The 18424-nt window shown below is 50.3% G+C and carries 18 protein-coding genes; 13 read left to right on the top strand and 5 right to left on the bottom strand.

Features of this window, described 5'->3' with window-relative positions:
* Positions 1-2: 2 nt before the first annotated feature.
* The 5 genes from ACFQ0N_RS29055 to ACFQ0N_RS29035 all read right to left on the bottom strand — a co-directional run bounded on the left by ACFQ0N_RS29055 (position 3) and on the right by ACFQ0N_RS29035 (position 7118).
* Positions 3-887 carry a carbohydrate ABC transporter permease gene (locus tag ACFQ0N_RS29055; RefSeq protein WP_379333040.1) on the bottom strand — a complete coding sequence of 295 codons (885 nt, stop codon included), beginning with the start codon at positions 885-887 and terminating at the stop codon, positions 3-5.
* 18 nt (positions 888-905) lie between these two features.
* Positions 906-1820: an ABC transporter permease gene (locus ACFQ0N_RS29050; RefSeq protein WP_379333038.1), complete on the bottom strand. Its 915-nt coding sequence runs from the start codon at positions 1818-1820 to the stop codon at positions 906-908.
* Positions 1821-1895: 75 nt separating this feature from the next.
* Complete coding sequence (locus tag ACFQ0N_RS29045; RefSeq protein WP_379333036.1) at positions 1896-3599, bottom strand: extracellular solute-binding protein; 1704 nt, start codon at positions 3597-3599, stop codon at positions 1896-1898.
* 119 nt (positions 3600-3718) lie between these two features.
* A complete protein-coding gene (locus ACFQ0N_RS29040) occupies positions 3719-5365 on the bottom strand; it encodes a response regulator transcription factor (RefSeq protein WP_379333034.1) in 1647 nt (548 codons plus the stop codon).
* 7 nt (positions 5366-5372) lie between these two features.
* Positions 5373-7118 (bottom strand): sensor histidine kinase, encoded by a 1746-nt coding sequence (locus ACFQ0N_RS29035; protein WP_379333032.1) that lies wholly within the window; start codon positions 7116-7118, stop codon positions 5373-5375.
* Positions 7119-7391: 273 nt separating this feature from the next.
* Between ACFQ0N_RS29035 and ACFQ0N_RS29030 the strand changes: the two genes are divergently transcribed.
* The 13 genes from ACFQ0N_RS29030 (at position 7392) to ACFQ0N_RS28970 (ending at position 18424) form a co-directional block, all read left to right on the top strand.
* On the top strand, positions 7392-8123 hold the full coding sequence (locus ACFQ0N_RS29030; protein ID WP_379333030.1) for an SAF domain-containing protein: 732 nt from the start codon (positions 7392-7394) through the stop codon (positions 8121-8123).
* Complete coding sequence (locus ACFQ0N_RS29025; RefSeq protein ID WP_379333028.1) at positions 8120-8965, top strand: P-loop NTPase family protein; 846 nt, start codon at positions 8120-8122, stop codon at positions 8963-8965. Before ACFQ0N_RS29030 ends, ACFQ0N_RS29025 begins: the two co-directional genes overlap by 4 nt.
* Entirely contained in the window at positions 8966-10354 is a 1389-nt protein-coding gene (locus ACFQ0N_RS29020; protein WP_379333026.1) for an ATPase, T2SS/T4P/T4SS family, read from the top strand.
* On the top strand, positions 10348-11286 hold the full coding sequence (locus ACFQ0N_RS29015; protein WP_379333024.1) for a type II secretion system F family protein: 939 nt from the start codon (positions 10348-10350) through the stop codon (positions 11284-11286). The genes ACFQ0N_RS29020 and ACFQ0N_RS29015 overlap by 7 nt, the downstream gene beginning before the upstream one ends.
* A gap of 16 nt (positions 11287-11302) precedes the next feature.
* Positions 11303-12190 carry a hypothetical protein gene (locus ACFQ0N_RS29010; RefSeq protein ID WP_379333022.1) on the top strand — a complete coding sequence of 296 codons (888 nt, stop codon included), beginning with the start codon at positions 11303-11305 and terminating at the stop codon, positions 12188-12190.
* 33 nt (positions 12191-12223) lie between these two features.
* Positions 12224-12379 carry a hypothetical protein gene (locus ACFQ0N_RS29005; protein ID WP_379333020.1) on the top strand — a complete coding sequence of 52 codons (156 nt, stop codon included), beginning with the start codon at positions 12224-12226 and terminating at the stop codon, positions 12377-12379.
* An 18-nt stretch (positions 12380-12397) separates the two neighbouring features.
* Complete coding sequence (locus tag ACFQ0N_RS29000; protein ID WP_379333018.1) at positions 12398-12544, top strand: hypothetical protein; 147 nt, start codon at positions 12398-12400, stop codon at positions 12542-12544.
* A complete protein-coding gene (locus ACFQ0N_RS28995; protein ID WP_379333016.1) occupies positions 12541-12969 on the top strand; it encodes a hypothetical protein in 429 nt (142 codons plus the stop codon). Before ACFQ0N_RS29000 ends, ACFQ0N_RS28995 begins: the two co-directional genes overlap by 4 nt.
* A gap of 15 nt (positions 12970-12984) precedes the next feature.
* A complete protein-coding gene (locus ACFQ0N_RS28990; protein ID WP_379333014.1) occupies positions 12985-13470 on the top strand; it encodes a hypothetical protein in 486 nt (161 codons plus the stop codon).
* A gap of 55 nt (positions 13471-13525) precedes the next feature.
* Positions 13526-14749 (top strand): M24 family metallopeptidase, encoded by a 1224-nt coding sequence (locus ACFQ0N_RS28985; RefSeq protein WP_379333237.1) that lies wholly within the window; start codon positions 13526-13528, stop codon positions 14747-14749.
* 165 nt (positions 14750-14914) lie between these two features.
* On the top strand, positions 14915-15868 hold the full coding sequence (locus tag ACFQ0N_RS28980) for an Rpn family recombination-promoting nuclease/putative transposase (RefSeq protein WP_379333012.1): 954 nt from the start codon (positions 14915-14917) through the stop codon (positions 15866-15868).
* Between the two features lie 487 nt (positions 15869-16355).
* The gene (locus ACFQ0N_RS28975) at positions 16356-17255 is read left to right on the top strand and encodes a sugar phosphate isomerase/epimerase family protein (protein ID WP_379333010.1); all 900 of its coding nucleotides are present in this window, start codon (positions 16356-16358) and stop codon (positions 17253-17255) included.
* Between the two features lie 2 nt (positions 17256-17257).
* Positions 17258-18424 carry a Gfo/Idh/MocA family protein gene (locus tag ACFQ0N_RS28970; RefSeq protein ID WP_379333008.1) on the top strand — a complete coding sequence of 389 codons (1167 nt, stop codon included), beginning with the start codon at positions 17258-17260 and terminating at the stop codon, positions 18422-18424.

Below are 18424 nucleotides of genomic sequence, written 5' to 3'. Positions count from 1 at the left end.
TTTTATTCTTTGACGCTGCCCACCGTAATTCCTTTCATAAAATATCGCTGCAGGAAAGGATACACGAGCATAATCGGCAGCGCGCCGAGGAAGATTTGGGCAGTGCGCAGCGTTTTTTCACTGACATTTTCCAGCGCCTTCAAGTCATCGAGTGAAATCGCTTTCTTGTTGATGGAAGTAACAAGTGTCGATAAATAGCTTTGCAGCGGATATTTTTCCGGTGAATTCATATATAAAATACCGTCAAACCACGAGTTCCAGTGACCAACGACCGTAAAGAGAACAATGGTAGCAATCGAAGGCAGAGAAACCGGCAAATAGACTTTCCACAAAATCGACCATTGGCTGGCTCCGTCGATCGTGGCCGCTTCTTCCATCTCCTTAGGAATGTTGCGGAAAAAATTGAGCATCATTACGGTATACCATACATTGAGCGCTCCGGGCAGAACGAGTGCCCAAATCGAGTTTAACAGCCCGGTTTCCTTAATGACAATATAGCTTGGAATCAGCCCGCCGCCAAAAAACATCGTAATCGCGAAAAACCAGACATAAGTGGTGCGGAAACGGAAATGTTCATTGCTTTTGGAAAGGGGGTAGGCTGTTATCACGACTAGCACCATATTGAGCGCGGTGCCCAGCACAACCCGTTCCAATGACACTTTGATCGAGCGGAGAAATTCCACCTTCTGCGATAAATAATGATAGGCTTCGAGCGTGAAGCCGACCGGCCACAGCTTGACTTCTGCCGCCATAGCCGCCACATTCGAGCTCAAGCTGACAGCCAGCAGATGAATAAACGGCAATATGCCGAGAAGCGTAACCGAAACCAGGACGATCACGTTTACGAAGATAAACAGCTTCCTGCTAAATGATGCTTTGTAAACCACGTGCGCTCCTCCTTGCCGTTAAAAGATGCGGTAATTGCTGAACCTGTACGCCAGAAAGTAAGAGATGCCGACCAGTCCCAGTGAAATGGCGGATTTGAACAGCCCGATAGCGGCTGCCGGCGCATACTGCTGGCTGAAGATGCCAAGACGGTAGACGAAGGTGTCGATGACATCGCCCTGCTCATATACAATGGGATTATATAAAATAAGGATCTGATCAAAGCCTGCATTTAAAATATTGCCGAGACTTAATGTTGTCAGCAAAATAATGATCGGCATCATGCCGGGCAATGTAATATGGATCAGCTGCTTCCATTTGCCTGCGCCATCAACCTCTGCCGCTTCATACAAATTCGCATTGATGCCGACGATGGCCGCCAGAAAGATAATCATGTTGTAACCCATCCCTTTCCAGACATCGGAGCCGACAATAATCGCCCGGAACCAGCTGCCGTCGCCCATGAACATGATTGGTTCGATGCCGAATGCCGACAATAGCCCGTTAACGGGGCCTTTGAGCATAAAAAGCTCCAGCAGCACGCCGCCGAGTACGGTCCAAGACAGGAAGAAAGGCAAAAAAATGCTTGTTTGCACAATGCGCTTAAACCAGTTCTTCGTCAGTTCATTCAAGAGAATGGCCAATACGAGCGGCACAAGCAGCCCGAAACCGATTTTCAGCACTGAAATGACGACTGTATTCCACATGACTTGATTGAATTCAGGAAGGTGAAATATATAACGGAAGTTTTTCCATCCGACGAATTTCGATTTCCAGAAGCTTAGAACCGGATCGAATTTTTGAAAAGCCATCACGATGCCAAACATCGGTCCATAAGCATAGATCAGCGTTACAAGTACCCCTGGTATAAGCATCAAGTGGAAAGGCAGCTCCCAGCGGAAGCTCCGTTTTTTTATCGTATTGCTGCTTCTCATGCGCGAAACCTCCCTATGAAGAAGAGGGGGAGAGGAGCTTAAAGCGCGCCTCTCCTCCGTTTCTGCTCGATATCGTTATTTCTCTACGCTAGCGTACCATTCGTTTACTTCTTCGGTAATATCGTCGCCGCCAAGGGCTTTCCAACTTTCCACGTATTTATCGAACTCGCTGATCGGCGCGCCCATCACAATTTTCGTGAAGGTTTCGCTGAGCAGCTTATCAAGCTGGGCCCCCTTCTCGACCATCGTTTCCGTTGCGTTGCCATAAAACTCATTCCAGACAAAATCTTGGTTGTCGCGGATTTTGCGCGTCAAGCCCCAGCCGCCATCGGGAGCTACGCGGCTCATATACAGTCCCCAGCCGCTTTTGTCGCCATCCAAAAACTTTTTGGCTGCGTCGAGCGGTTTCTGGATGTTGATATAATAAGGGACATCTTCGCTGACCGTATCAGCTTTATTGTCGAGCGCTTTTCCGACCTCGGTATAGATCGTTTCCATTTCAACCGGATTGTAGATTCGCGGCACGAACCAGTTGTATACATAGCCGTTTTCCGCTTTATTTGTGTCATAGTAAGCTTTTGAGTTCATGTCGATATAGAAATTGATCATTTTGATCGCGGCTTCCGGATTGCTGAATTTGCTGTTTACGGTTACGATGTGACCCATCCGTACTTTCGGCACGAGCGATTTGCCCGGCTTGCCATCGATGCCTGGAAGCTGGACGGCAATCCAGTCCGCCTCAGGATCTTTGTCGCGATTCATATTGAGCGGCCAGTTCGGGTACCACCATTCGCCGTAGACGACTCCCACCTTGCCGGCAACGATATCTTCCACAACTTTGTTGTCGTCCTTCAAAGCGAACTCCTTATCGAGAATGCCTTTGCTATACCAGCTTTGCATCCGCTCCAGAGCCGCTTTTGTCTCCGGCTGGATTTCGCCGGCTGCAAGCTTGCCCTCGCTATCCTTGATCCAGCCGCCCGGATAGGAATTGAAGCCGTTGAAGAAACCGCGCGCATCAAAGCCCCAGGATATGACGGCTTTGGAAATGCCGATGCCGTACGTGTCGCTGCCTCCGAGCTTGTTTTTGACAAACGCTTCCGTAACCTTTTCCAATTCATCAATTGTTTTCGGCGCTTCCATATTTACTTTTTTCAGCCAGTCTGAGCGAATCCACATAATTTGTGTCGACAGGAACGGTTCCTCAAAACCAGGGATGCCGTAAAGCTTGCCGTCCTGAGACAGTGTTTTCATCGCTTGCCCGCCGTCAGATTCCATAAATTTGCGCAAGGTAGGGGAGGCATATTTCTCATACGCTTCCGTAAGATCTGCCAGCACGCCCTGAGCTTTGAATTTTTCAAAGTTGCGCATATCGATATCCATCACATCCGGCAAATCGCCGGAAGCAATCGTGAGCGAAAACTTTTGCTCGAACTGGTCGGAAGGAACCGTCCACATATATTTCACATCAATGTTGAGCTTTTCTTTCAGGTCCTTCAAATACGCATTTTGATCCGGAGTGATGCCTGAAGGCGTTTTCGCATCTTCCGGCGGTGCAAAACCGAGCACTTGCTTTACTGTCACCGTCTCACTGTACTTGCCGAGCGGATCGGCTTTTTCGTCTGTTTTGCCGCTGTCGTTATTGCCGGTTTGCTCTCCTTTGTCTGTTGTATTGGTTTGTTTTGGCGGTTCTTCCGGCTTTTTCTCATTGCTGTTTCCGCATGCAGCTGTCGTCAGGATGAATGTAGCACTTAGCAAGAGATACGCCCATTTCTTAGCCATACTGTTCGCCCCCATCTTGTATACTGAGTTGAATTATAAATAAAGCGCTTTACATTTTTATCTTAAAACTTGCGGCTATTGTCCAACAATATAAACATCTTTACTTGCTTCTGTTTTGTTTACCTAAATAAATTTTCGCGAAATTCCTGCGGCGTGCTGCCGGTCATTTTGCGGAAGAAGGCCGTAAAATAGGACGGCGATTCGAAGCCGAGCTTAAGGGCAATCTCGTTTACCTTCAGGGAAGTGTCGCCCAGCATCGTCTGGGCCGCAGCGGATTTTGCCGTATTGATCGCTTCAGAAATATTTCGTCCTGTCAGCTGCTTATAGAAGCGGGAAAGATACGACGGGTTAAAATAGACAGCCTCGGCAATCCGCGCCAGCGACAAATCTCCGCCAAGATGCTCGTCGATATACTGATGGATGCGTTCTACAAGCAGATGCTCGCCTTTCTCGATGCGGGCCTTCTTCTCCCGGCATATCGTTTCTGCTAGCCCGGAAAATTTCTGCTGAGCGGTATGCCATTCAACGGGCAGTTCTATCACCGGAAGGCTGGCTGTATGAAGGTCCTCCATCTGGCCGATGAAGGCCAGCAGCAAAGTATAATAACGCTCCATTCCCAGTAAATAATTGGCCGCCAAGTCGCTGCGGATACCCGCCAGCAATTCTTCGGTCAGCATAGCTGCATCGGCTTCAGCTCCTGATTCCAGCTTTTTGGTGAGCAGCCCCAGCTTTTGGTTAAAAGTTCCGGTGGCTTGCGCCGGACGCGCTGCATCCGCCTTCCATAGTCCGTCTTGCATTCCGAGATCGATAACCGCCATGGGCTGGCCGAATGCAGCATGCTGTTTAAGGGAAAATTTTAATTGCTCGAAATGTGCGCCGAGCTCGTTCCATTCGATCTCGCCGCGATCTAAAGCGAACGATATTGCCGTGCCAAGTGTGCTGCTGCACTCGTTCTGTACAGGCTCCAGCACGCCCTTCAAGTAAGTCGTAACGTCCCGCCAATTCATTTCACCGTCTGCGCCTGTAAATTTCTCACCCTTGTCGCACGCCGGCTGTATAAACCAAACAAGCAGCGAGTGGTCGTGTACGACGTGCTCGGCTGTAAACATCGAAGGCAAATGGCGCTCAAATACTTCCTGAACGGAATAGAACAGCTTCAGCTTTTCCGTGTAGCTCTCTCCGCGCCCGTCCAGATCCGCTTTGCCGACGACAAGCAGAAGCGGTCTGCTGTCATCCAGCCGCAGCGGCAGATCGGCAAATGTGCCGCTGCGGCGGATGTCCGATGCATGCTCACCGAGCAGAATGGCTTCAAAAAACTGCTTTTTCAGCAGCGGTTCTGCTGCCGTAATTTGCTGCTCGGCGCGTTCCAGCACCGCCTGCCGGCGCTGCTCCTCAGTGAGCTTGGCCGCCGAGGACCTGACAGCTGCAACGATGGCCTCTGTCCCTTCTGTCTTCAAAATATAGTGATCTACATTTTTTTGGATCGCGGAATAGACGTATTCAAATTCGCTGTATCCCGACAGCAGCACAATCCGGCAGGCCGGCCAGTAAAATGAAATATCGTCGGCGAGCTGCAAGCCGCTCTTGCCCGGCATCCGAATATCGCTAACGACCAGATCGATCTTTGTCGCCTTGACAATAGCGAGCGCCTCGTGAGCCGAGTACGCTTTACACACATCCAGCTCCAGTTCCGGCAGTTCTTGAAATTGCTGTACCAAGCCATCGACAATGGCCGGCTCGTCATCGACAATTAAAAGTCTGTACATAACTAGATCAGCCTCCATATCCTTTAAAATGAATGATGATTTCCGCCTTTAGCCCGCCCATGGCTCCGCGAGAAACGAACACGCCGCTGCCCTGCCCATATTTGAGCCGCATACGGCGGCAAACATTGATCAGCCCTGTTTTCTCCTGTACATGCTCGTCATTTGCCAGCTTCTGCTGCAAGGTTTCCAGTGCCTCGTCGGTCAAAGCGTCGCCGTCATCCTCGACAGTAATGCGCAGCAATTGCTCATTCTCTCCGCCGAACGCAACGCTTACTTTAACATGGCCGCGCTTCATTCCGTTTTCAAAGGCATGCTCGAACGCATTCTCCACGACCGGCTGGATAATGATTCGCGGCACCATAAGCGGCTTGCTTTTCTCCGGCAGCTGTTCGGCTTCCACTTCAATCCGGTTCGAGAAGCGGATGCCCTGGATTTCGCAATAATCGAGCGCATGTTGGTATTCCTGGGAGAGCGGAGCTTCATCCTTGCTGGAACGCGTGATAAACTGATAGTAGCTGCCCAGCTTTTGGGCGAGCAGAGCAGCACTGTCCGTATCGCCGCTTTTGCAGATCATATAAATATTAAAAAAGCTGTTATACAAAAAATGAGGGTTGATTTGCGATTGCAGCTGCTTCAGCTCAGCATGCTGCAGGCTAATTTTTTGTTCATAATTTTCCTGAATCGAGTCTTTCAGCTTCTCAACCATTCGATCAAAGCTGCGGTACAAATACCCGAACTCGTTGACATTGTTAGGGCGGACCATGGCATTCAATTTATCCGTTTCCAACACGCGGAACGCCTGAATCAGCTTTTTAAGCGGTTTGTGAATCATCCAATTGACTGAGAATGAAAAGATGAGAATGACGATGAGCGATGCTGCCAATAAGATGAAAAACCAGACATTGAATTTCTTTAAAGGCTTTGTCAGCTCGCTTTCGTTAATACTGGTATAGACTGTCAGACCAAGATTGCTTATGCGGCTGTAGGTGATGCGGTAACTGCCTTGCGGCTTGCCGGTAAGGGCATCCTGTTTTGTGAGCAAGTAGCTGTCGAAAGAAGCGTCCGGATTTTGCAGCGCTATATTTTCTTTGATCAGCTCAGCCATGCTGTCCTCCGGCGTCAAAGAGAGAATGTGCAGAAATTCGCTGTCGGCCAGCAGCGCGTAGGAATCCGAGTAGTACTGAACAAGCTGCTCCAGCGTCGCTTGCAGCTTGGCGGTCGAAATCTCAAGGTACACTACTATTGTATTGTTGTTGGCGGTTTCAATAAAGAAAAGCCTGTCGCCGCTAAAATTCAATAACGGTATACGGGGCTGTGCCAGGAAAGGGGCGATGGTCTCGTGTTCTTTATTCGGCAGCTTGACTACCCCGTTTTGCGTTGAAATCGTTCGGCCGAAAGACTTTAAATAAACTCCCGCATTCAGTACATAATTGCTTGAATTTGTAATGGTTGCAAGCCGGTCTCTCACCCGGTTCACCAATTGAATCTCGTCAAAGCTGCTGACTCGTTGCCCTAAAAAACTAAGCTTTTGCAATTCGGAGTCGTTCAGAAACTGCTGCTGTAAATTGCGGATAAAGGCAATCTGATCGTCAAGCTGTTTGGAATAAAATTGGACGTTTGCATTAATCGAATTCGATAAATCCTCCTTAATAACAGATAGTCCCATTGTGTTTAACCAGACGTTTATGGAATATAATGGTAGTAATAGCAGGATGAATGTGATGATAATTTTTTGATATACGTGCAGTTTCAAATGGCGAAACCTCCCGGGATAGCGTTTTCATTATTGTACATGATGAATGCAGGCGAGGTAAATGCGGGAGCTGCTGGCAGAACGATTGTGAAATATCGCCAATAATTTTCCATTTGTGGTGTAGACAGCAGGATGGTTGTCTGTTACTATAAGAGCAACAGAACATTTGTGGAATAGATTAGCTATGCGAAGAACGCAAGCTTTGGCCATGTGCCGAGCTGCGTTCTTTTTTGTTTTTCTATCCCATTTCAAGAGAGAGCAGGAGGAGACAGTATGAACAGGAAGCGCAATTTGTATATCAGTATCGCAGCAGCGTCTTTGTCAGCGTTGCTTGTTTACGGTCTGTATGTCTTGCAATTGCGGCAAATCCGGTTTGAAGAAACGATTTCCGTCGTTGTGCCGAAGCGATTCGTTGCGGCCGGGGAGCGGCTGACGGCAGATATGCTCAGCCGGAAGCAAATAGCGAGAGCGTCTTATGCACCAGAGATGCTGGATAACCCAGAGGTTGTTATCGGCATGGAAGCAGTCGTTCCGCTCGGCTCAGGAGAGCCGCTGCTTGACTGGAAGGTAGATCGTTACCGATTGCTGCCCGATCGCCGACAGTCGACCTTCCAAATACCGAAGCCGTATGTGCTATCCATTTCCAATGGCATTCGGGCAGGAGACAGAGTCGTTCTTTATGTGTCGGGCCCGGAGGCGGAATCGCGGCGTTTATTTGGCGAGGCGGTTACAGTCGCTTCTGTGAAAACATCGGCCAATGTGGAGATCGACAATGTGAGCAATCCGAATCTGTTGTCGCTGGCCAACGGGGATCGCGAGCAGATGTACGCTTCGCGCCGGGATGCTAACGGGATGATTGATTTTATTAATCTTAATTTGACGGAAGAGCAGTGGCTGCAATTGGATGCGCTGTGCAAGGAGGGAGAAAGCAAGCTTGTGATCGCCTATTCCCCGGAATCGCTCGATATTGGCCCGGCCAAGAAGGAGGCGGAGATAACCCCGTGAAGAACAGGGCTTCATTGGTCGCTTTTGTGGGCACGACGCCCAATATCGGCACTACTGTAGCGGCTTTTGCCGCTGCTTACCGGATCGCTGAGGCGAGCTCTGCGAAGGTTGGATTTCTATGTCTCAATTTAAAAAGCGCCAAGCTTCATCGCTATTTGCACGCAGAGCATGCAGGAGCGGTAACGCTTGACTCGCTTCGCCCCGAGCTGACGACGGGCTCCTTAACGGAGGACAAGCTGCTTCGCTCCATGGACCGGGTGAAGGGGAATGAGACGCTGCGGGTGCTGTATGGCAATGTCATGCGCGATCAGGCGGAATACTATTCGCCGGCGGATATTCAGCATTTGCTGGATATAGCTGTCCACAGCTTCGATCTCGTCGTTGCCGATGTAGGCGCCTATTGGGACAACGCTGCTACGATTTGTTCCTTACGGTCGGCGGATAGCCGGATTTTAGTGACAACGCCGGCACTTACACATTTTCAGGAGGACGGTCAGCGCTGGATTAAGCAGCTTTCACCGATGTTCGGGATCGAAGAGCGGGCATATAAGGCCGTTATTATTCACCCTCCATGGAAGTATGGGGGATATCAAGTAAAGGATATTTGCAAAGAATTGGAGGTCTCGTATATGGGGGAGTTAAAGTTGACTGATACGTTGATGAAGCAGTTGGATAGCGGAGCGTTGGAGGATTGGCTGGCGGATGACGAGCACGGTAAGCAGGCGATGGAAGCCCCTGCCGGGCAGTTGATTCAGCAATTCAATTTGCGGCGCCGTCCGGTCATGCATATTCAGCCGTGGTACAAAAAGCTGCTTACCCATCGCGGAGGGAGGATTTCGTAAATGAACGCAGACCAAAAATTTTCCCCAGCTCAGTTCTCCTCCCAGCTGAAGCTGGCCGATTATGAGCGGACTGGCAGCAGCGGGACAGATCAGCTGGCTGGGGCCGCTACTGCTGCGGCCGCCCAAGATTTTGAGCGTTTAGCGGAAGATATACGCAGCTTTTTGGCCATGCCCCGAGGCGATACGGAGGAGGAACGGCGATATTATAATGAGCAGCTCAACCGTGCTGTACTAGGGTTTAAAGAGGACAGAGAGCATTTGTTAGCTGTAATTGCTGACCGGTTGCTGCGTCAGCGTATCCACACAATTGAAGGCTACGAGCATCCATACAGCTCGCTTGCCGAGGCGTTGTTTGCAGAAGTGATCGGCATGAGTGTACTGGAGCTTGTACTGCGGAACCGCGAGGGGCTGGAAGAAATTCAAGTCGTCGGAACCAAAATCTTCGAGGTTCGCCATGGCACCAATGAGCGGTCAGCCTACAGCTTCGAAGCGGAACGAGAGGTAGTGCGCATCCAGCAAAATCTCGTGCTCTATAATAATGACCGCATCAATCCGCGCAAGCGGTGGGCCGAGGTTATGTTGAGCGACGGGACGCGGGTGACGATGACGGGCTTCGGATTTACGGCCTATCCGACATTGACGCTAAGGTTCTATACGGTCCACCGCTTTGAGCTGCGCACGCTGAGCAGCCTGGAGTACGAAACGATGAGTGAAGCCATGCTGGCAATGCTGCATGCTGTTCTGCGCGCCAGATTCAATATCGTCATCATTGGCCCGACTAATTCAGGCAAGACGCATCTGATGAAGGCCTTAATTGGAGAGCTGCCTGATACGGAGCGGATCGTTACGATTGAAAGCCGGCGGGAACTGATGCTGCATCGCGATTTCCCGCACAAAAACGCGATCGAATACGAAATCGACGACGACGATGCTTTGCATCGTTCGGCGCAAGCGTTTAAGCTGGCGCTGAGGCAATCGCCTGAACGGATTGTTCATGCCGAGATTAGAGACGATGATGCGAATATTTATGTGCGGGCTTGTACGCGGGGGCATAGCGGGAGTATGACAACCGTTCATGCCAATGCGCTTGAGGATGTGCCGGAGGCGATTGCGGATATGTGCATGCTGGACGGCCGGGGAATGAATCCTGAGCGGTTGACGAAACGGATCGCCGAGTACGTCACTCAGGTCGGCATTGAGATGCGTTACTGCGCCGGCCGGCGCAGAATTGTCCGAATCGCTGAGCTCGGGTGGGCGGAAGGGCAAGTAACGGTGAGAGATTGGGCGAAATTTGATGAGGCTGCGGGAGATTGGCGCTATCCTCGCCTCTACTCTGCCCGCACAGCAGAAAGACTGCAAGCGGCAGGGGGAGAAGGGAACATATGCTGACAACAGCTATTGGTCTGCTTGCAGCGGCGCTGTTTATTTCGTTTTTTATCGTCATCCGTTCCGTGCTGAGGCATTGGTCTGTGCAGCGGTCGAGCGCCGGCCGTCTCAGCTATCGCCGGGAAGGAAGGCTGCCGCTGCGCTTTGCCCGTTGGCTGCAGCAGCATTACGAAAGCCCGTACCGCCATGTGGACGAACTGCTGGAAGCTCTCGCTCTACCGATAAGTCCGTCGTCAATGTTTGCCTGTACAGCCATTCTGCTTACTGTAGGCATGTCCTTTGGCCTTTTTTTCTTTAACAGCGTGAAGGGCATGATGTTTGTGGGCGGAGCCGCCGCCGCTGCCCCCTATACATTGTTAAGGATGGTGCTTATTCATCGGCAGCTGCAGATGAGAATTGATTTTTTACCGGCGGTAGAGCTGTTTTACCAATGCTGTCTGATGAACGGGGGCAGGCAGCTGCGGGTTGCTTTGCAGCGGGCGGTTGAGGAGAAGTGCCTGCTCGGCCCAATGCAGTCTGCGTTCGAACAGCTATACCGCAACTTGTCAGTACGGGGCGACGATGAGGCGAGCTTGCGTATTTTTGCCACAACGCTCGGCCACGTATGGGCAGATTACTTTGTTAACATCGTGCGGGTTGGTATGACAGAGGGGCATCCGATTAGCGAAAGCTTGAAAGAACTAATTACGGATATGCGCAAAGCAAGGCGTTCGAATCAGCAGGAGCGCAACAAGCTGCTGGAAATTAGGTTGGCTAATTTCTCGCCGGTGCTGTTTTTGGCTTTATTTATTGGCATCAATTTTTACTATAATGCCGACAACGCCTATCTTTATTATGTGCTTGATCCAGGTGGAAGGGATTTGCTGTTGAATGCTTTTGCGCTCATCTTTGGCTCGTTTTTAATGGGATTATGGCTGTCGCGCAAAAAAATGTAGAAGGGAGAACAGATTAATGAGCGCATCAGTGGCACAGCTCTTAATGTGGGCAGCACTGTTCAGCCAGTACATTATCGGCTTTATTGTTATTCTTTTTTTGCTGCGTGCCTTGATGGAGCGCCGGCCGCGGTTCGCCCATTTGCTCGCAGCAAGGTGGCGAGGGCGGCAGTGCCCCGAACGCTGGCTGAGGTTCGCCTTCGTGCGCCGGGAATCGGCTGCTTTTCAAAAGCGCGAACGGCTGCTGGCCGGCTGCGGAATGACATGGGATGCAGCGTGGTATGTTGTACTGCGCAGAGCGGCCATGTTATTGATTCCGATCGCAGCAAGCGGAGCATATGCTGCAGCCTGTGCTGCAAGCGGCTTTCCGCTTGTACCGGTATTGCTGCTGCTGGTGGTCTTACTCATTGCGCTGTTATGGGATCAAATCATCTTGAATGCTTATCGCAAAGCGAGGGCGGAAAGGATGACGAAGGAGATTTACATTGTGAGCAATCAGCTGCTTTATTTGGCCGGATCTTCTCTGCATATTCACGCGAAGCTGCTTCGCTGCTTACCGTTTACAAAGGCGATGAGAGCGGATTTGCAGATGCTGCTGGGGGAGTGGTATCACGATGCCGAGGAGGCCCTGCGCCGTTTCAAGCTGAAGATCGGGACGGAAGAAGGGCTAAGCTTTGCTGAAACAATCAACGCTTTGCGGCTTCATGATAGTGAGCAATACTACGATTTGCTCCGTGAACGCATCAAGGATTACAAAGAAAAGCTGGAATTAGCGAAAGAAAGCAGGCAAGAGTCGACATCGTATATTTTGTTTGTGCTTGCCGGAATTCCGATTTTGTACACCTTTCAGATTTTTATTTACCCTTGGGTGCGGGAAGGACAGAAGCTGTTTGAATCCTTGCATTAGAAATAAGAGTGCGCTGCGAAAGGGGGTGAAAGGATGCGCAATATTTTGGTGACAGTTATGATGCTCGTCGTCGTCGTTTTACTGTTTAATAGCATTATTTCAAAAGATTCTACGGGGACAAAAGCGCAAATTGAGACACAAGGAAATTTGGCAAATACAAAAATCGGCACAATGAGTGTAACGCCGTAAACAGGCGGTGATTGTACAATGAGAACGATTTTAATGACGATGCTGCTGCTGGTCGTCGTCCTGGTCATTTATATGAATGTAACCGGCGGACCCCAAGGGACAGAGCAAGCGACGGTGCGATCTGCCAAACGGATGAGCGATTCGATCCGGGGGATGAGCCCATGAAGGGCTTGCTTATGTTTTTGCTGCTGTCATCGATGATGTGCTGGTTTATGTTCTCTCCGATCTATAAACATGTATTGATCGTCAGACAAGCTGTTTTGCAGCAGGAGGTCGACTACATGCTGGAAGTGGCCGCTAATGGCGACCATGGTTACATCGACGGGGCGATGATCGCCGGGTCTAGGGCAAGATTGGCCAGTTATGGACTGCTGCCGGACAAATTGACTTATGCAGTGCTGGCGACCAATGGCGCAGATGCTACTGATGCAAGCCGTCCCCTTCCGCGCGGCGTAGGAATTGCCTTGACGATCGGCTATCCGTTGGAGGGGCTGCTCAATATTGACCGGCTTATCGGTGTTGCTCCGCCTGAAGAAGCAGGGACGGGGCTGCGGGCAAAAGGTATAAAAATGAGTGAGTTTGTCCCTTAGGAAGGCGCGAGTGCAATGTACAAGCTGTTGCTATTTATATTGATGTTGACCGTATGGCTGATGCTGCACACCTTGCAGATCGACGAGGAGATGGCCATGGCTGCTTTGTACCAAGGCAAGCATGCTGTCAATCGGGCGGCACATGCTGCGGCACAGCAGCTGGAGAAGGAAGCGTTGGCCGAAGGAAGAGTGCGGATAGATGAGATTGGGGCAGCAGCCGAGGCTGCCCGCTATTTGCAATGGAATTTGCAGCTGGATGCAGCCGGCCGGCCGCTGCCGGGCACTTATTGGAACAGTGATGTGAAAATTGCAGTGTTTGAAGTGATTAATGATGACCGGCCGTTTCCCTATACATACCGTAATGCTGCGTACAATTATGAGGTCACCTTGCAAAGGCCCGGCGTGATCATGATCATCAAGCTGACTTATCCGCGTGTGTTCACGATGATTGAGCCGATTGAGTGGGAAATAAAAGGCGCCTCGGAGCTGACAGCAAGTTGACGGGCAGCTTCCGCTTTGTTCTAATAAAAGGAGAACAGTGGAAAGCGGTGATTGGATGATAGGCGAGGAACAGTTTTTGGCTAGAATTAATTGCTTGCAGCAATCGATGAGCGCGCAGGGAATAGCTGGTTTTTTGGTAACGCAGCATGTCGGCTTGTACTATTTGACTGGCTCCATGCAGGCGGGCTATGCCTTTATTCCTGCTGCAGGTGAAGCGGTCTTTTATGTAAGGCGCAGCGTCGAAAGGGTGCAAGCAGAGTCGGCAGTTCGCGTTCAGCCGCTGCAGTCGCTGCGGGAGCTGGGAAAGCTGCTGGAGCAGGACTATCCGAAGTTGTTTCCTGCAGGAAATAATAATGGAGCCGAAATTAAGCTGGTCACTGAAATGGACGTTTTGCCCGCAATTACTTATATGAAGCTGGCGGAAATTCTTACTGGCGGAGGGAAGACCGCTGTTACGCTCGGAGACGGATCTGCGCTATTGCGCCGGCTTAGAATGATCAAGTCTGCTTATGAAATAGAACGTATTGAAGCAGCGGCAGCGGCCGTGGCCGAATCGCTGGAGGAAGCTGTGGCCGAGCTGCACGTAGGTATGAGTGAATTAGCTTTTATGGCGAAGATCGAGTATGGGATCCGGCTGCGCGGACATATCGGCATCATGCGAACGCGAGGCTACAATATGGAAATTATGACAGGCATGGTCGGTGCGGGTGCCGCGGCAGCCGAGCCGAGCGCATTTGACGGCCCCGCGGGTGGGCGCGGACTTGGGCCTGCAGCGCCGCAAAGTGTAAGCCGCCGCGAAATCGGGCGCAATGAGCCGATATTAATTGATATCGGCTGCTGTATCGACGGCTACGTTATCGATCAGACCCGGACGGCCGTCATCGGGGAGCTCACTCCAAAGCTGGCGGCAGCATATGAGCATTCTTTATCGATTATTAGGGAGACGGAGCGGCAAATGAGGCCCGGCACGGCATGCGATGCCTTGTACGCCTCGGCGCTTGGGCAGGCAGAGCAAGCTGGATTGGCGGATCATTTTATGGGTTATGGCGCAAACCGGGTGAAGTTTTTAGGTCACGGAATCGGGTTGGAAGTCGATGAATGGCCGGTGCTTGCCGGGGGATTCCATGATGTATTGGAGCCTGGCATGGTGCTTGCCGTCGAACCAAAATTTACTTTTCCAGGCGAAGGTGTGGTCGGCATCGAAAATAGCTATTTGATTACGAACCAGGGGGCGAGACAGCTGACGAAGTCGCCGGAGGGATTAATAATTGTTCCATAGCATTTATTCGATGGAAGCTTTACAGAATTGCCGGGGGACCGGTGCTGTAAAGCTTTTTGTTTGCCACATAATATGTTTTCAAACAACCTTTAAACAAACCTCATTTCATTGTTTCAAGTTGTTATTCCAGTTATAATTAAATAAGCAGGGAAGGGAGCATGTACAGTGGACTCTCATAAGCAAGAGACCATTCACCAGCGTCATGATACTTCATATCGCTTTCTGCTTTCCAGCAAAAAACTTTTTGTAGAATTGCTCCGGTCCTTTGTTCACAAAGGTTGGGTGGATCGCATAGATGAAACAAGTGTGGAAGAAATACCGCATACGTTTGTGCTTCAAGATTTCAAGCGTCAGGAAGCAGACTTGGTATATCGGGTAAAAATAAACGGCAAAGAAGTTGTGTTTTATTTATTATTGGAAATGCAATCAAGAGTGGATTTTCGAATGCCATACCGGCTGTTGCTGTATCAAGCGGAAATTTGGCGATACTTGCTGAAGGATGATTTGAAGGCGCGGACGAACAGAAAGAGCTTTCGTCTTCCGCCGATTGTGCCGATTGTATTGTATAATGGCAAGCGGCGGTGGACGGCCAGCCGCCAGTTCAGAAAGTTGTTGAGCAATGAAAAAATGTTTGGGACGGAATTAATCAATTTTGAATATCTATTAATTGATGTTGTCCGGTATACAGAAGAAGAGCTGCTGGCATTGTCCAACACGATCGGCGCCGTCTTTCTACTAGATCAGACGAAGGATCGAGAGCAGTTGATGGAACGAGTAGAAAAGTTGATGGACACGATCAAACAATTGCCGGAAGACAGCCAGCAGAAATTTTTAACCTGGATATCCAACATGCTCAGGCGGCAATTGCCGGAAAACGAGCCGCATATGCAAGATCTTTTTCATAATGTGAAAGGAGGAGTCTCCGAGATGGGATTGGAGAAAACACTCAATAAGATCATACGCGAATGCAAGCGTGAAGGCAGGCTTGAAGGCAAACTTGAAGGCAAAGAAGAAGTTGCCAAACGATTGATCGAGATGGGGCTGGATGTTTCGGACATTGCGGTTGCTACAGGGTTTCCAGTGGATAAAATCGATCAGTTACGGGAACAAATACGTTGATGATATTTCGTCAAGCATCGGAGATAGAAATAGAGAGTGCAGAAAGCCGCCAATCCGTAAGGATGACGGCTTTTTTTTGATTTTATAGAATTTGTAAATTTCACCCGATAATTTCTATAAAATTTCTGGGGAAGAAACTTGCCTCGCGCAAGGAGGGCGTCAGCCGTTTCTTCTCAGCATGCAGCCGCTTATCCAAGTTGGCATGCCGCTGGCGGCACAATGATGATCTTCTTCTCGCCGACTGAATGGCAAGAGTTGATTGTCAGCTATCAGTTTCAGGCTACATTTGATTGAAGTTATGTTTCTGTTTAACGAAGGACTCATTGAAATTCAGCTGTGTTACAATGATCGTGCATGCAGAAAATTCAGTGAATATCAATGGTTTTATAGATCATGATGGCGGTTCGGTTTATGTGATCATAACGATGGTAACGTTTTCGGATGAAAATGACAGTCAATCAAAAATAAGAGGGAGTGAATATTAACGATGGTTAAATTATCGGTATTTACTGTAGCTACCCCTGATGTAACGCCTGATCGCCTATGCGAGATTGCTCAATCGGCGGGAATTGAAGGCATAGAATGGCGTTGTAAAGAAACGGCGCCTGAGCAGCGCGCGGAACAACCATCTTTTTGGGGAAACAATTTGAGCACAATTAATCCAGCAGCTACAGAAGAAGAGATTGCCGTCTTCAAAAATGCTGCCGAAAAATACGGCCGCAAAGCGATTGCGCTTACGCCGTATATTGCTTGCGGAGATATGGATCATACGGAGCAAGCCTTTGCGTTGGCCAATAAGTTTGGCGCGACGATGGTGCGCGTAGGCGTTCCAGGCTATAATCGCACCCGTCATATGAATGATTTGCTGGCGGAGGCTGATGCTTACTTGCAGCAAGTAGCTCCGCTTGCTCATCAATACGGCGTCAAAGCCTTGATTGAGACGCATCATTTTACGATCGCGCCGAGCGCTTCGTTAGCTTACCGCCTTGTCCATGCCTACAATCCGGATCACGTTGGCGTGTTGTTCGATCCGGGCAACATGGTACATGAAGGCTTTGAAAATTATCGGATGGGCATGGAGCTGCTAGGACCTTATTTGGCGCATGTTCATGTGAAAAATGCAGTCTGGACGGCCAAGGAAGGACATGTGAATACAGAAGCGGCTGTACACGGAGGAATTGAGCCTGATCCACTCGACCCTATCGAGTTTGCTGGAAGCTGGCGCCCGGTTGCAAGCGGGATTGTGCCGTGGAAGCAGGTGCTGGCAGATTTGCGGGCAGTGGGCTATGACGGCTGGTTAGGGGCCGAAGACTTCAGCAATACCTATGATACAGAAACGATGCTGCGGAATTATGCGGCGCAAATGCGCGCCTGGATGGAGGAGTAATCATGAGCAAAGTGCGTTATGGAGTGATTGGTGTAGGCAATATGGGGGCAAGTCACGCTGTCAAGTTGCTTGAAGGGAAGGTACAGCATGCGGAATTGACGGCGGTATGTGACGGATTTGCAGCGAAGCGCGACTGGGCGCGCGAGCGGCTAAACGGGGTTGCTGTCTTTGAAGATTCTGAGTCGCTGCTAAATTCCGGGTTAGTAGACGCGGTCATTATCGCAACTCCGCATTATGATCATCCGGCCGAGGCGATGAGGGCTTTTGCCAAAGGCATCCATGTGCTAATTGAAAAGCCGGCAGGCGTGTATGTGAAGCAGGTAAGGGAGATGAACGAAGCGGCGGTGGCCAGCGGGCAAAAATTCGGCATTATGTACAATCAGCGGATGAACCCGTTGTACCAGAAGCTGCGCGATCTTGTCGTCTCCGGCGAGCTTGGGGAAATTAGAAGAACAAACTGGATCATTACGAACTGGTATCGGCCGCAGGCTTATTATGACTCGGGATCATGGCGGGCGACATGGGCAGGAGAAGGCGGCGGCGTGCTGATCAACCAATGTCCCCATAATCTCGATCTATGGCAATGGACGATTGGCATGATGCCTTCCCGGATTCGCGCATTTTGCCAATTCGGCAAGCACCGCAACATCGAGGTGGAAGACAATGTTACAGCCTATGCGGAATATGCGAATGGTGCTACCGGTGTATTTATTACCACTACCGGCGAAGCGCCGGGGACGAATCGCTTTGAAGTTGTCGGTGACCGCGGCAAAGTTGTCATTGAAGAGGGCAAGCTGACCTTCTGGCGGCTGCGCGAGCTGGAATCGGAATTTAATGCGCGGAATACAGTGCCTTTCGGCTCGCCGGAATGCTGGAAAGTTGAAGTGCCAGTGCAAGGTGTAAGCACGGAGCATATCGGCATTATGCAAAACTTTGCCGAAGCGATTTTGCAGGATACGCCGCTTGTCGCTCCGGGGGAGGAGGGCATTCACGGGCTGGCTATTTCGAATGCGATGCATCTGTCCACATGGCTGGATGGCTGGGTGGATCTGCCGCTGGATGAAGAGCTCCACGAAGCAGAGCTGAACAAACGGATCGCAGCATCGACAGTGAATAAAAAGGAGTCTTCGTTAACGGCAAGCCCTGCAGATTTGACGGGAACTTTTTAA

This window comes from Paenibacillus sp. GCM10027626, assembly GCF_042676285.1.
Lineage (GTDB): Bacteria > Bacillota > Bacilli > Paenibacillales > Paenibacillaceae > Paenibacillus_Z.
Note: the sequence above shows the minus strand (reverse complement) of the source record. Positions and strands in the feature narration are given on the sequence as shown.

What these genes read in the sequence shown, in the direction of transcription:
- ACFQ0N_RS29015 (WP_379333024.1), top strand. Translation starts at nt 10,348, where the DNA reads ATGCTGACAACAGCTATTGGTCTGCTTGCAGCGGCGCTGTTTATTTCG.
- ACFQ0N_RS29050 (WP_379333038.1), bottom strand. Translation starts at nt 1,820, where the DNA reads ATGAGAAGCAGCAATACGATAAAAAAACGGAGCTTCCGCTGGGAGCTG.
- ACFQ0N_RS28985 (WP_379333237.1), top strand. Translation starts at nt 13,526, where the DNA reads ATGATAGGCGAGGAACAGTTTTTGGCTAGAATTAATTGCTTGCAGCAA.
- ACFQ0N_RS29030 (WP_379333030.1), top strand. Translation starts at nt 7,392, where the DNA reads ATGAACAGGAAGCGCAATTTGTATATCAGTATCGCAGCAGCGTCTTTG.
- ACFQ0N_RS28990 (WP_379333014.1), top strand. Translation starts at nt 12,985, where the DNA reads ATGTACAAGCTGTTGCTATTTATATTGATGTTGACCGTATGGCTGATG.
- ACFQ0N_RS29045 (WP_379333036.1), bottom strand. Translation starts at nt 3,599, where the DNA reads ATGGCTAAGAAATGGGCGTATCTCTTGCTAAGTGCTACATTCATCCTG.
- ACFQ0N_RS29040 (WP_379333034.1), bottom strand. Translation starts at nt 5,365, where the DNA reads ATGTACAGACTTTTAATTGTCGATGACGAGCCGGCCATTGTCGATGGC.
- ACFQ0N_RS29000 (WP_379333018.1), top strand. Translation starts at nt 12,398, where the DNA reads ATGAGAACGATTTTAATGACGATGCTGCTGCTGGTCGTCGTCCTGGTC.
- ACFQ0N_RS29005 (WP_379333020.1), top strand. Translation starts at nt 12,224, where the DNA reads ATGCGCAATATTTTGGTGACAGTTATGATGCTCGTCGTCGTCGTTTTA.
- ACFQ0N_RS29020 (WP_379333026.1), top strand. Translation starts at nt 8,966, where the DNA reads ATGAACGCAGACCAAAAATTTTCCCCAGCTCAGTTCTCCTCCCAGCTG.
- ACFQ0N_RS28970 (WP_379333008.1), top strand. Translation starts at nt 17,258, where the DNA reads ATGAGCAAAGTGCGTTATGGAGTGATTGGTGTAGGCAATATGGGGGCA.
- ACFQ0N_RS28975 (WP_379333010.1), top strand. Translation starts at nt 16,356, where the DNA reads ATGGTTAAATTATCGGTATTTACTGTAGCTACCCCTGATGTAACGCCT.
- ACFQ0N_RS28995 (WP_379333016.1), top strand. Translation starts at nt 12,541, where the DNA reads ATGAAGGGCTTGCTTATGTTTTTGCTGCTGTCATCGATGATGTGCTGG.
- ACFQ0N_RS29010 (WP_379333022.1), top strand. Translation starts at nt 11,303, where the DNA reads ATGAGCGCATCAGTGGCACAGCTCTTAATGTGGGCAGCACTGTTCAGC.